The following is a 12505-nucleotide window of genomic DNA, read 5'->3' as shown; positions in this document are numbered from 1 at the left end:
CTAGGCTTACCGGAATGACCGTTGATAACCGTAGGTGCCAATGTTAAACGTCCACTTTTTGCTGAAACCGAGCTTAATTTATGCTCCAAGATTGTCGATTTAGGAACACGTCGTTGTCAGTTCCCTAGCGTAGAATTTGCAAACCGCCAGCCCAACCGAGACGGACCCTCAATGCAAACCCCAGCCAAACCCCAACACCCCCTCTGGCAAACCTACCTCCTATTCCTCGCGCCCATGGTCCTCTCCAACTTCCTCCAGTCCATGTCCGGCACGATCAACAGCATCTACATCGGCCAAATGCTCGGCACCCAGGCGTTAGCGGCGGTATCCGGCATGTTCCCCGTGGTGTTCTTCTTCATCGCCTTGGTCATCGGCCTCGGCGCGGGCGCTGGGGTTCTGATTGGCCAAGCCTGGGGCGCTCGCGAGCCGCACTTGGTCAAGGCCATCGCCGGTTCGACGTTGCTGTTGGGGGCGATGATCGGGTTGGTGGCGGCGGTGTTGGGCAGTGTGTTCGCCCGGCACGCGTTGCAGGGCTTGGGTACGCCGGCGGATGTGCTGGACGATGCGGTGGCGTATGCGCATGTGATGATGTGGATCTTGCCGTCGCTGTTGGTGTTTGTGTTGTTCACGCAGTTGCTGCGCGGGGTGAGTGACACGGTGTCGCCGTTGTTGGCGCTGGTGGTGTCGACGTGTGTGGGGCTGGCGCTGACGCCGGCGTTGATTCTCGGGTGGTTGGGGTTGCCGCCGCTGGGGATTCAGAGTGCGGCGTGGGCGGGGTTGGTGGGTAACTTGTCGGCGATGGGGTGGTTGGCGTGGCGGTTGCTTCGCAAGGGGCATCCCTTGGCGCCGGATCGGGAGATGTTTGCGGCGATGCGGCTGGATCTGGCGATCCTCGGCAAGGTGTTGCGCATCGGTTTGCCCACGGGGTTGCAGATGGTGGTGTTGTCGTTGTCGGAGCTGGTGATTTTGGCGCTGGTGAACCAGCACGGTTCCCAGGCGACGGCGGCGTACGGGGCGGTGACGCAGATCGTCAATTACGTGCAGTTCCCGGCGTTGTCGATTGCGATCACGGCGTCGATCCTCGGCGCGCAGGCCATCGGCGCCGGGCGCATCGAGCGCATGGGGCCGATTCTGCGCACCGGGCTGTTGATCAACGTGTGCCTGACCGGTGGGTTGGTGGTGTTGGGTTATCTGTTGTCGCACTGGTTGCTGGGGTTGTTCCTCACGGAGGATTCCACCCGGGCGATGGCGGAACACCTGCTACACATCATGCTCTGGAGCCTGCTGGTGTTTGGCTTCCAGGCGATCGTCGGCGGCATCATGCGCGCCAGCGGCACGGTGTTGGTGCCGGTGGTGGTTTCGATCGTTTGCGTGGTCGGGGTGCAGTTGCCGATGGCCTATCTGCTGGATGCGCGCTTTGGCTTGCAAGGGGTGTGGATGGCGTTTCCGGTGGCGTATCTGGGTATGCTGATGCTGCAGACGCTGTATTACAAAATGGTCTGGCAGCATCAGAAGATTGAGCGGTTGGTGTAGGTCACGTGTTGCTCTTGAGCCAGGTTTCGAAGCGCGTCGGCCCGACGATGGGGTGTTCTCCCGGCGTCAGCGAGTGGTCATCGATCGGCGCGCCGAAGTAGGGGACCGCGTCGTCCGGTTGGGCCTGGCGCGGATCGTTGGTGTGTTGCAAGAACAAGCGCACGAACTCCACCAGCGGCCAGCGCTCAGGCCCGGCCACTTCCAGGGTGTTATTGCTCGGCGCTTGCACGGCGATCTTCGCCAGCGCCGTCGCGACATCGAATGCGGCAATCGGCTGCAACGCGGCGGAGGTCAACCGCACGGAGTCGCCGTCCTGCACGCCCGAGTACGAAATGGCCCCGATGAACTCGAAGAACTGCGTGGCCCGCAGGATTGTGTAAGGAATGCCTGAGTCCTTGTTGAGTGTTTCCTGGGCCATTTTCGCCCGGAAGTAACCGCTGTCGAGCATGCGCTCGGTGCCGACCACCGACAGCGCGACATGGTGTTTGACCCCGGCGGCTTTTTCGGCGGCGAGCAGGTTACGCCCGGAGGTTTCGAAGAAATCGAGCACGGCAGCGTCTTCGAAGGAGGGCGAGTTGGCCACGTCGACCACCACGTCGGCGCCTTGCAAGGCGTTTTGCAAGCCCTCGCCGGTGAGGGCGTTGACGCCGGTGCTCGGTGACGCTGCCAGGGTTTCATGCCCCAGGTCTTGCAGGTTTTTGCAGAGCTGCCTGCCGATCAGCCCAGTACCGCCAATCACGACGATTTTCATGACGAGTCTCCCGATGCGTGCGCAATGGGTTGCGGTGTGTCAGCCCCGCTTGAGCGTCGTTTTTCTGGTCGGGTTGGGGGGCTGGCTTGGAGTCCTGCAACCATTAAAGCCCCGGAATCTGCTCAATGGCGCAAGGGTCGGGAAGTTGTCCGATAGGTGGTCGCAACCGCCGTTACTCCGGTGGTGTGGCCGGAAGTTGGAGGGTGTTTTTGCGGGCCCCATCGCGAGCAGGCTCGCTCCCACATTTGATCGGCGGCGATCACAAAAAGTGGATTCACTGCATATCCCCTGTGGAAGCGAGCCTGCTCGCGATGAGGCCAGCCCATCCAGCACAAAACCCATTATTGCTTCTGCTGATTCTCCGCCACTGCTGCCTTCGATTTGCTGAACCGGTAGAACAGGTTGGGCTCGCTCACAATGTAGAGCTCGCCGGAGGTGTCCATGGTCATGCCTTCGGCTTGCGGTATGGTTTTTTTGAGGTCATTCAGGCCGAGCAGGGAGCGGAAGCTGACGAAGTTGCCGTCCTGGTCCAGTTCGGTCAGGTTGTAGGACTGCTGGCTCAGTATCAACAAGTGACCGGTCCGCGGATCGTAATAACCCTCGGAAAGGTCCAGGCCGAAGACGCTACGGTCGATCCAGTGGGTCAAGTCCTTGATGCGGACCTGCAATGGGCCGCCGATGGACGCCAGCATGCCCGTGACCGTAAACAGCTGCCGCGGATCGCGTTCCTTGATCGCGAAGATACGATCATTGGCCGCATCATAGGTCACGCCTTCAAAGCCTTTGTTGTGCTCGCTCAGGTTGATCTCGACGGCGACAAATGGGGCGTTCTCCACGTGGATCGGGCCAGGGCTGTCCGGCAAGGTGACGACGTACAGTCGCTGCAACTCTTCATCGGCGATCACTACGCGTCCGTTGCCTATGTAAGCAAGGCCTTCGGTGTCCTGGAAGCCGATCAGCGGGTAACGTTCGAGCAGATCGCCGTTGCGGCTCATTGCCGCTATCTGCATGGGCGCACCATTGGTGATACCCAGCAGACGATCGTGGTCCGGGTCATAGGCGATACCGGACAAATTGGTGATGTCCGCGACAGGCTTGGCCTGGATAACGGCTTTATAGTCCGGCAGCCAGATATTTTTGTCGGGCGCCTGATTACCATGCCAGAGGTTTTTCCCGTACGCATACAGCTGCTGGTGGACCATGAAACGTGCGGAAACCGCGTAGACACCAAGCAGTACAACAATGAAAAATAGTCCCAGCTTCCATTTCTTGCTCATGACTTGTCCTTGTTCCAGCTGAAGCGATAGACCTTTGCGGGTTGTCCGGGCTGGCATTTGCCGTTGTCGGCATCGGCGCCCACGATCGACCATTGCGCGCGAGACGTTTCGCCCAGCTCATGGGCGGCCTGGGGATTGAAACACTGGCCCAGCACTTCATCCGGGACCAAGGCGTAGGCGTCACGGTGTTCGCGCAGCCACTGCGCTGCTTGTTCGACCGAGGAGTTGCTCATCCCGAAATGCACGATCGGCTGCCGGGCGAATAACCAGTGGCCCTCGCGCCAGTTGACCAACACCAGATCGGCGCCGTGGGTCATGGTCGCCGCCTGCGCCATGATCGCTTCATGGGGGTTGGGGCCTTCCTTGATCGGCTCGATGAAACCGCGGGCGAACCACAGAACAAACCAGGTCACCACCAGCGCCTGGAATACCCGCATACCGCGCGGGCGCTTGCCGAACCAGCGCTTGAGCAGCCAGGGAATCAGCGGCGCCGCCACCAGCACCAGCCCTGGCAATGCCGGGTAGATGTACAACTTGCGCTTGCCGCTGCTCAGGCAGAAAAACAGCACCACCAGCACCACCCAGCCCAGCAGCACCAGCACTCGACCGTCGTGCTTGCGCAGTTGCTTGCGCCAGGCCGGTACCAGCCACGGGAGGGTTAGCACCAACGGCAACCAGTATTGCGGGATCACGTTGACGAAGAAGTACCAGAACGGTTCGCGATGGTCCCACGCGGCGGCATAGCGTGCCGCTGTCTGGCGCAACAGGATTTCCCGCGCATAGGCGATTTCATCCGCGGTGCCATTGAGCACGATGGACAGTGCCAGGGGCAGCAGCCAGACCGCGATGGCGCCGAGCGCAACCACAAAGCCCAGGAACCACTTGCGCTTCTGGCCGGGCATGGCCACCACGCCGGACCAGTTTTTGCGCACTGCGTAGGCATACGGAATCAACATCAGGACCGGGACGAAGCCGACCCCTTTGGTGATCACGCCAATGCCCATGGCGGCGCAACCCACATAAAACCAGCGCCAGGCCGGCCCGAGCAGCAGGTGCCGCGCCAGCCCGTACAGGCCCAGGGACGTGAACAGAATCAACAGGCTGTCGATCTGGCCGGTACGCAGGATGCTGTAAGTCTGGTACGTGGCCAGGTACAACAGCGCCGCTATTCGACCAATGCGCTGATTCCACAGCCGGCGGCCCAGGTCGTAGACCACGGCCGTGACCGTCGCGGCCGACAACAGCCCCGGAATATACAGGGCGAGGGCGGGCAGGCCGGTGAGCCACGCGAAGAACGCCACCATCCACATGAAGACCGGCGGCTTGTCGCCATAGATCTCCGCGGCGCGGTGGGGGATGAACCATGAGCCGTTGTGCAGCATTTCCAGGGCTACGCCGAGGAAGCGTTCCTCGTCCACGTTCTGCGGTTGACGCAGCCCCAGGCCAGCGCCGATCAATAGCAAGGCAAGCAGCACCAGGCCCAGGCATTCGATGCCGGGCGACAGGGTTTTACGCATGGCTCAGTCCTTCAGGTGTTTGCTGCGGGCAATCAATTGCAAATTGCGCAAATAGACGATGGAGCCAAAGGCCTGGCCGGCGATGAAGACCGGGTCTTCCCGGTAAATGGCATAAGCGAGCAGCAGGGCGCTGCCGACAATGCTCAGATACCAGAAGCTCACCGGAATCACGCTGCGTTTTTTGTATTCGCTGAACAGCCACTGCAAGACGAAGCGACCGGTAAAGGCAATCTGGCCAGCGAAGCCGACCACCAGCCACAGGGTTTCGCGGGAGACGTTCATCCTTCGATCTCCTGTGCGTTGGTGTTCAACCGCGTGCGTTTGATCAGCCACCACACGCCGAACAGGTCGAGAATGCCCACCAGGGCGCGGTCGATGTTGCCGTATTTGGACACCCCGGCGGTGCGAGGCCGATGGTTGACCGGGTGGACGATCATTCGGCCGTTGTGACGCTGGATCAGCGCGGGAATGAACCGATGCATGTGGTCGAAGTACGGCAAGCGCAGAAACGCCGCGCGCTCGATCAACTTCAGCCCGCAGCCGGTGTCCGGGGTCGCGTCATTGAGCAGGCGGCTGCGCAGCCCGTTGGCGAAACGCGAGGCCCAGCGTTTACTCGCGGTGTCGCGGCGGTTGACCCGGTGCCCGGCCACCAGTTGAACGTCTACCAGCCCCTGTTCACCACGCACCAGCGCCAACATCCCGGGGATGTCCGCGGGGTCGTTTTGACCGTCGCCATCAAGCGTGGCCAGCCATTGCCCCCGGGCGGCGATCGCCGCGTGGTAGAGCGAGGTGCTTTGCCCCAGCGAGCGCTCATGGCGCAGGATGCGCAACGCATCCAGGCCGCTGTTTTTCAGCTGCCGCAGTTCATGCAGGGTGGAATCGGTGCTGCCATCGTCCACGACAATGATTTCGTAGGCCTCGTCGGCCAATGCGACGCGGATTTCCTCAAGTAACGGTTTGAGGTTGTTCGCTTCGTTCTTTGCTGGAATCAATACAGATACAAAAATGTCTTGGTTCATAGAGTCCCCCCCTTGCTCCTTGGTTTTTTATTTATCAAGGGCTCACGTTTCATATCTGATAGAAGTGGCGATACCACTTCACAAATTCCGCCACGCCTGTCTCAACCGTCACTTGAGGACGGAAGTCGACCCACTCGGCCAGTGCCGAAATATCGGCCCAGGTCTTGATCACATCGCCTGCCTGTAGCGGCATGAAGTTGCGTTGGGCCTTGATGCCCAGCGCGGACTCCAGGCAGTCGACGAACTCCAGCAGCGGCACTGGCTGGCCGCGGCCTATGTTGAAAATCCGGTTTACGCCATCGCCTGGCTCGTTCGGCACGGGTGGCTTGGAGCGCAGGCGGGCGATGCTTTCGACGATGTCGTCGACGTAGGTGAAATCCCGCGACATCTGGCCATGGTTATAGATGTCGATCGGCAAGCCTTTGATGATCGCCTCGGTAAACTTGAACAGCGCCATGTCGGGGCGCCCCCAAGGCCCGTAAACGGTAAAAAAGCGCAAACCGCTGGCTCTCAGGCCATAGAGGTGGCAATAGCTGTGCGCCAGCAGTTCATTGGCTCGTTTGCTGGCGGCATACAGCGAAATGGGATGATCGACGGCGTCTTCGACGCTGAACGGCATTTTGCTGTTGGTGCCGTACACCGAGCTGCTCGAGGCATAGATCAGATGGGCGGGGCGATGGTGCCGGCACGCTTCCAGCACATTCAGAAAACCTACCAGATTGGACTGCGCATAGACGTCCGGGTTATCCAGTGAATAGCGAACACCCGCCTGGGCGGCCAGGTGCACAACCTCGGTAAAGGCATGGGCCTGGAACAACGCCATCAAGGCCGGTTTGTCGACGATATCCAGGGCCTGGAAGCGAAAGCCCGGCAACGATTCCAGCTCCTTGAGCCGGGCGTGTTTGAGTTCCACGCTGTAGTAGTCGTTGAGATTGTCGATACCGACCACTTCAAGGCCTTCGCGACACAAACGCTTGACGGTGTGATACCCGATGAAACCGGCGGCGCCAGTGACCAGAACCGTCATGAGGCCTGCGCCTGTGTGCGACTGATCCCCATCCTGCGCAAAGGACGCCTTTGCATGACAACCCCCTGTAAGTGTTCGCTGATCAACGTATTTTTTTGAGTCGATGCCACCGTAGGCTCCATGCCTTGCTCCATTGTTTTGTTATAGGCCTGCGCAATGCTCATCATGAGCCGCAGAACTCGCAGCCCTATACCCTGCCCGCTGAGTTGTAAAAAAAATGTCAAGTGGTTATTTCGATTTTATGACCGCCTCCTTATAGGCCTTCGGTTGTGATGGCCCTCACAACGCGGCACCCAGCATCTTCAGGTATTGAGCGCTCTCGGAAATCGTGTTGTGGTCCGTGCCCGGTATGACCTGCAGCGAGGCCACACCTTTGGCGAAATGCGTGTAGAGCTGGTCCGTGCTTGAGCGTGGTATGACTTCGTCGTGCTCGGCCACCACCAACAGCGTCGGGACCGTGATGTGGGCGGCGTATTTCCAGGATTCAAATTTTTCCTGTAACAGCCACTTCACCGGGAACCAGGGGAACTGGCGGGCGGCGAGGTCTTCAAGGCTGTTGTAGGGCGTGATCAGAATCAGCCGCGAGGCCGGGCGTTGGCTGGCGAGGCGCACGGCAACGCCCGAACCCAGGCTGCGCCCGACCACGGTGATAGTGGGATGGGTGTTGTAGACCCAGTCGAACAAGGTCATGGCATCGCGCTGAATCGCCTCCTCGGAAGGCGACCCGGAACTGCCACCGTAGCCTCGGTAATGAAGCAAGTAGATTGCATGATCTGCAAAAGCCTGCGAGAAGGGGGGCAGGCTGCGGGAAACGTCCTCGGCATTGCCGCCGAAGTAGATCAACGCCTTCGGGCCGTCGTGCGGCCTGACGGTCACCAGCACCTGCGCGTCGGCGACTGACAATGCAAGAAGCGTTTCGGGTGCGTCGATGGCGCGTGGTTGCGGGTAGTAGATGAGGGCGCGTTGAAACACGAACAGCGCGGCGCAGAGCAGCAGGTATGCAATGGCAATGAAAGCGAAGAGAGACGCCAGGGTTCGCGACATTCGGCTAAGTTTAGTGGACGACATGGACTGCTTTGGGCCTTGAGACAGCTATTGCTGGAGCGCCGCCAAAGTGTAGTTCAGTAATTTCAGCTGTACAGGAGAGCCGCGGTGCGGAATCTGTGGGAGCGGGCTTGCCCGCGAAGACGGCGTCACAGTCAACATTGATGTCGCCTGACACACCGCTTTCGCGGGCAAGCCCGCTCCCACAGGGGTTGTGCTTCACTGACTGGCATTGGCCCATACCCATGGCTGTTTTCACCCGCAGAAGAATACTCACGCTGGCTGCCGGTGCTTCGGCGGTCCTCACCTTCGATCCAGCCTTTGCTGCATCGACGCCGTCGACGGAAACAGGAGGCAAGAACATGCTGACCCGAGCCATTCCTTCCAGCAACGAGCCGTTACCCATTGTCGGGTTGGGCACTTATCGCGGCTTTGATGTCGAGCCTTCAAGTCCCGCTTACAAGCATCTGCCCGCCGTTCTCAACGCGTTGTTCGAGAAGGGGGGAAAGGTAATAGACAGCTCGCCCATGTACGGTCGCGCCGAGCAGACGACCGGTGAGTTGCTATCGATCCATCAGCCTCGCTCACCTGCCTTCCTGGCCACCAAAGTCTGGACCCGTGGCCGCGAAGAAGGCATTGCGCAGATGGAGCAGTCGTTCAAGCTGTTGCAAACCGACCGTATCGATCTGATGCAGATTCACAACCTGCTGGACTGGAAAACCCATCTGCCGACCCTGCGTCAATGGAAGGCAGAAGGGCGCATTCGCTACATCGGCATCAGCCATTACACGGCGTCGGCGTATGACGAAGTGGAAGCGGTGTTGCAAGCCGAGCCGATGGACTTCCTGCAAATCAACTATGCACTGGACGACCGCACCGTCGAGAAACGAATCCTGCCGCTGTGCCGCGAGCGCGGCGTGGCGGTGATCTGCAATCGGCCTTTCGGCGGAGGTGGCTTGCTCGCTCGATTGAAAGGCAAACCGTTACCGGGATGGGCTGCGCAAGTGGGGATCAACAGCTGGGCGCAACTGGCGCTCAAGTTTGTGCTGGCTCATCCGGCTGTGACCTGTGTCATCCCCGGCACCCACAACCCGCGCTACATGGCGGAAAACGCCGGTGCGGGTGGAGGCCCAATGCTGACGGATGCACAGCGCCAGCAGTTGATTGCCCTGGTGGGGTAGTCGTGTTGACAAAGTAGCGGGGCGACCAATGCCAAATGCGGAACCTGTGGGAGCGAGCCTGCTCGCGAAGAGGGATTATCAGTCGACATTAATGTTGCCTGACACACCGTATTCGCGAGCAGGCTCGCTCCCACATGGATTGCGCTTAACTGGCCAGGGCGACGTCATTGCAGGGCCTGGGCAGTCTGCAATGCGTCCGCCGTTTCCAGCGGAATCTCCAGGGTAAACAGTGCCCCCTGACCGGGTCCGTCGCTATGGACGCGAAGGCGCCCGTTCATCTCTACCGCCGCGAGCGCACAACTGTGCAGGCCAAAACCATGACCTTCCTTGCGTGTGGTGAAACCGTGATTGAAGATGCGGGTCAAGTTCTCGGCAGCAATCCCTTCGCCCTGATCCTCTACGCTGAAGCGCAGCGTTGTGTTATCGATAATCTTGACGCCCAGTGTCATATGGCGCTGCCGGTCGCTGACCTTGGACATCGCGTACTTGGCATTGCTGATCAGATTGATCAGGATCAACAGCAGTCGGTGCTTGTCGCCGATGATGGTCGGTGTGGCCTGATAGTCTTTGGTGACGGTGACATGGTGCCGACTCAAGGCACCGGAATTCATGCGTAACGCATCTTCGAACAGATCGATGACGTTCAGCGGCTCGACCAGCCTGGCGGCGCCGGCATAGGCCTGTTGGGTGGCGACGATGTCCTTGATGTGATCGATGCTTTTGGTGAGTTGCGACAGCTCGTCAACGATGCTCGCTTGCTCGGCCGCGATGGAGTTGACCAGTTGATTGAGGTAAACGGGAAGCAGTTTGCCTTTTTCATCGAGCGTGATGAACTGCCCCAGGTCCTGGGCGTGCTCGTTCATCATGTTTACCGCTTTGCCCAGGCCAAGTGTTTTGCTGGCCGCCAATTTGCGGGTGATCAAATCTGCAGAGACGTTAACGCTGTTCAGCACATTACCGACGTTGTGCAGCACATTGGTCGCGATCTCCGCCATGCCGGCCATCCGCGCGGCATCGACCAACTCGCGCTCGGCTTCCAGCAGTTTGCGGGTACGCTCCTCGACACGTTGTTCCAGTCGCTCGTTTGCCGTCTGCAATTCATTGTTCATCTTGTTGATCACCGCATAACTGCGAATCAGGCGGGCGGCCAGGTACAACAACAGAAGCGCCATGATGCCGGCGCATATCCCCAGGTAAAGGTGATATTGGCGATCTGTCGCGCCGGTGCGCCGTTGTGTCTCGTTCAATAACTCGTTGATGCTGTCCAGTTGCTGTGCGACCGGAATGACGCTGATGCGATCAAGCAAGTCATTGACGATGGGCTGCTCTCGAACGGTGGCATTCACGGCGCCTACAAATGCGGTGAAAGGCAGGCGCTGTTCAGGCGGCAGTTGATGGATGTATTCATTCAAAGCTTTCAGATGTTCAGAGATTTCCTCAGCCCTTTCGTCGGAGACATAGAGGGCGTATTCAAGGGTGTCCAACGTAACATCGAACACCAGTGAGGCCGCCGCCGCATGCACCAACGGGAGCTTGTCGTTGACATCTTCGCGCAGCGCCTGAATGCCATCTTCCAGCTCGGGCAGGGCATCCAGTGAAATTCGCAAGGCCGTGTTGTGTTGTTTGAATTGCTCAACCAACTGGATCTTGTTTTCTACCGCATCCAGATAACCCTGCCGTCGAGTTTGCCAAAGGGTCGAGAGAGGGCCGGCAGCGTTGAGGCTATCGAGCTGCGCCCATCGCTGTTCCGCTTCAGGAGGCGCCACCAGAAGCAGGTTGTTGTTCAGGCCGATTTTGGCCCGCAGGATTTTCACGTTCCAGTTGGCATCGTATTGCTTGAGTTGACGAACGAAGTCGCGTGACTCGAAGTAGGTCGATGTGTCGTACGAATAGGATTTGATCAGCAAAAATATCAGTACGCTGAAGAGGGTCAGCGCAATGGTGGCCAAGGCAGGCCATTTGTAATGGTTAGAAATCTTCATGGCGGCGTTCCTCCCTCATACAGGCCATCCTGAGAGAGAGGCTGCCAACGGTTAATGAATTCCATTTTTGCGCTCCCTGCAAAATGGCGAGCAATCGCCACATCATCCGTAAGCCTAGCGTTGTTGGCGGACGGTGCCGGAAAAAACACCGAATGGCTGGGGCGAACGTCAGGGGATGAGCACAATCGCTCCTTTGACCTGACCGGCCCTCAGGCTTGCCAGCGCCTGATTGGCATCGTCCAGGGTAAAACAGGTGACGTCGCTGTGCACGGGCGTATGACGCAGCTCTTCAAAAAACGCCGTGCCATCTTCGCGGGTCAGGTTCGCTACCGAGCGGACGCTGCGTTCGCCCCACAGCAGTCGATAAGGGAAACCGGGGATGTCGCTCATGTGGATGCCCGCGCAAACCACGCAGCCGCCCTTGACGGTGGCTTCCAGCGCCAGGGGCACCAGCGCACCGACGGGGGCGAAGATCAGGCTGGCGTCGAGCGGGTGTGGCGGTGGCTGATCCGAGGGGCCTGCCCACGCAGCTCCCAGGGTTCGGGCATAGGCCTGGCCCTCGCTGTCGCCCGGGCGAGTGAAGGCGTACACCTGCTGCCCCCGGCCTCGCGCCACCTGAATTGCCAGATGCGCCGCCGCGCCGAAGCCATAGAGGCCCAGGTGGCGCGCGCCTTTGGCCATTTGCAAGGCGCGAAAACCGATCAGCCCGGCACATAGCAGCGGTGCGGCTTCGGTCGCCAGGAGCGCGTCCGGGATGGGGAAACAGAAGTGAGCGTCGGCAACTGTGTAGTCGGCATAACCGCCATCCAGATGACAGCCGGTGAACTGTGCCCGGTCGCAGAGGTTCTCCCGGCCCGAGCAGCAGAACGTGCACTCACCGCACGTCCAGCCAAGCCAGGGAACCCCGACGCGCTTGCCAATCCAGTCGGGCGTGACGTCGGCCCCCACCGCCGTCACTTCACCGACGATTTCATGGCCCGGCACCCGCGGCAACACCGCTTGTGGCAACTCACCGTCCAGCAGATGCAGGTCGGTGCGGCACACGCCACAGGCCAAAACCTTGATCAACAGTTGGTGCGCGCCGGGTCGCGGAACAGGACGTTCTTCGCGTTGCAGCGGCTGGCCGGGGCTATGTAAAACCATGGCGCGCATGACGATTCTCCACAAGCCAATG

Annotated in this window: 11 protein-coding genes; 2 read left to right on the top strand and 9 right to left on the bottom strand. The window is 59.9% G+C overall.

From position 1 onward, the window contains the following. Positions 1-171 precede the first annotated feature (171 nt). Positions 172-1533, top strand: coding sequence for an MATE family efflux transporter (locus LOY38_RS19045; RefSeq protein WP_258696570.1), 1362 nt, complete (start codon positions 172-174; stop codon positions 1531-1533). 1 nt (position 1534) lies between these two features. On the opposite strand, the gene LOY38_RS19040 is transcribed toward LOY38_RS19045, so the two are convergent. From LOY38_RS19040 to LOY38_RS19010, 7 genes are all read right to left on the bottom strand, one after another. Then, positions 1535-2284 carry an SDR family oxidoreductase gene (locus LOY38_RS19040; RefSeq protein WP_258696569.1) on the bottom strand — a complete coding sequence of 250 codons (750 nt, stop codon included), beginning with the start codon at positions 2282-2284 and terminating at the stop codon, positions 1535-1537. Between the two features lie 341 nt (positions 2285-2625). Continuing rightward, positions 2626-3561, bottom strand: coding sequence for an SdiA-regulated domain-containing protein (locus tag LOY38_RS19035; protein ID WP_258696568.1), 936 nt, complete (start codon positions 3559-3561; stop codon positions 2626-2628). Next, a complete protein-coding gene (locus LOY38_RS19030; protein ID WP_258696567.1) occupies positions 3558-5078 on the bottom strand; it encodes a glycosyltransferase family 39 protein in 1521 nt (506 codons plus the stop codon). Before LOY38_RS19030 ends, LOY38_RS19035 begins: the two co-directional genes overlap by 4 nt. A 3-nt stretch (positions 5079-5081) precedes the next feature. Next, positions 5082-5360: a lipid-A-disaccharide synthase N-terminal domain-containing protein gene (locus LOY38_RS19025; RefSeq protein WP_258696566.1), complete on the bottom strand. Its 279-nt coding sequence runs from the start codon at positions 5358-5360 to the stop codon at positions 5082-5084. Next, positions 5357-6097 carry a glycosyltransferase family 2 protein gene (locus LOY38_RS19020; protein ID WP_258696565.1) on the bottom strand — a complete coding sequence of 247 codons (741 nt, stop codon included), beginning with the start codon at positions 6095-6097 and terminating at the stop codon, positions 5357-5359. The genes LOY38_RS19025 and LOY38_RS19020 overlap by 4 nt, the downstream gene beginning before the upstream one ends. Before the next feature lie 49 nt (positions 6098-6146). Beyond that, positions 6147-7124, bottom strand: coding sequence for an NAD-dependent epimerase (locus tag LOY38_RS19015; RefSeq protein ID WP_258696564.1), 978 nt, complete (start codon positions 7122-7124; stop codon positions 6147-6149). A gap of 279 nt (positions 7125-7403) precedes the next feature. Then, positions 7404-8192 (bottom strand): alpha/beta hydrolase, encoded by a 789-nt coding sequence (locus LOY38_RS19010; protein WP_258696563.1) that lies wholly within the window; start codon positions 8190-8192, stop codon positions 7404-7406. Between the two features lie 338 nt (positions 8193-8530). Here LOY38_RS19010 and LOY38_RS19005 point away from each other — a divergent pair, with 338 nt between their 5' ends. Further along, entirely contained in the window at positions 8531-9349 is an 819-nt protein-coding gene (locus LOY38_RS19005; RefSeq protein ID WP_309475881.1) for an aldo/keto reductase, read from the top strand. A gap of 164 nt (positions 9350-9513) precedes the next feature. Here the strand turns inward: LOY38_RS19005 and LOY38_RS19000 are convergent, their stop codons facing one another. Beyond that, complete coding sequence (locus LOY38_RS19000) at positions 9514-11331, bottom strand: sensor histidine kinase (RefSeq protein ID WP_258696561.1); 1818 nt, start codon at positions 11329-11331, stop codon at positions 9514-9516. 168 nt (positions 11332-11499) lie between these two features. Continuing rightward, complete coding sequence (locus LOY38_RS18995; RefSeq protein WP_258696560.1) at positions 11500-12483, bottom strand: zinc-dependent alcohol dehydrogenase family protein; 984 nt, start codon at positions 12481-12483, stop codon at positions 11500-11502. Positions 12484-12505 lie beyond the last annotated feature (22 nt).

It is taken from the genome of Pseudomonas sp. B21-015, assembly GCF_024749285.1.
Classification (GTDB): Bacteria; Pseudomonadota; Gammaproteobacteria; order Pseudomonadales; family Pseudomonadaceae; genus Aquipseudomonas.
This window is presented reverse-complemented; position numbering and strand designations above follow the sequence as displayed.

Bases quoted from the DNA above. Each gene is read 5' to 3' on its own strand.
- LOY38_RS19045 (WP_258696570.1), top strand. From the start codon at position 172: ATGCAAACCCCAGCCAAACCCCAACACCCCCTCTGGCAAACCTACCTC.
- LOY38_RS19040 (WP_258696569.1), bottom strand. From the start codon at position 2,284: ATGAAAATCGTCGTGATTGGCGGTACTGGGCTGATCGGCAGGCAGCTC.
- LOY38_RS19035 (WP_258696568.1), bottom strand. From the start codon at position 3,561: ATGAGCAAGAAATGGAAGCTGGGACTATTTTTCATTGTTGTACTGCTT.
- LOY38_RS19030 (WP_258696567.1), bottom strand. From the start codon at position 5,078: ATGCGTAAAACCCTGTCGCCCGGCATCGAATGCCTGGGCCTGGTGCTG.
- LOY38_RS19025 (WP_258696566.1), bottom strand. From the start codon at position 5,360: ATGAACGTCTCCCGCGAAACCCTGTGGCTGGTGGTCGGCTTCGCTGGC.
- LOY38_RS19020 (WP_258696565.1), bottom strand. From the start codon at position 6,097: ATGAACCAAGACATTTTTGTATCTGTATTGATTCCAGCAAAGAACGAA.
- LOY38_RS19015 (WP_258696564.1), bottom strand. From the start codon at position 7,124: ATGACGGTTCTGGTCACTGGCGCCGCCGGTTTCATCGGGTATCACACC.
- LOY38_RS19010 (WP_258696563.1), bottom strand. From the start codon at position 8,192: ATGTCGTCCACTAAACTTAGCCGAATGTCGCGAACCCTGGCGTCTCTC.
- LOY38_RS19005 (WP_309475881.1), top strand. From the start codon at position 8,531: ATGCTGACCCGAGCCATTCCTTCCAGCAACGAGCCGTTACCCATTGTC.
- LOY38_RS19000 (WP_258696561.1), bottom strand. From the start codon at position 11,331: ATGAAGATTTCTAACCATTACAAATGGCCTGCCTTGGCCACCATTGCG.
- LOY38_RS18995 (WP_258696560.1), bottom strand. From the start codon at position 12,483: ATGCGCGCCATGGTTTTACATAGCCCCGGCCAGCCGCTGCAACGCGAA.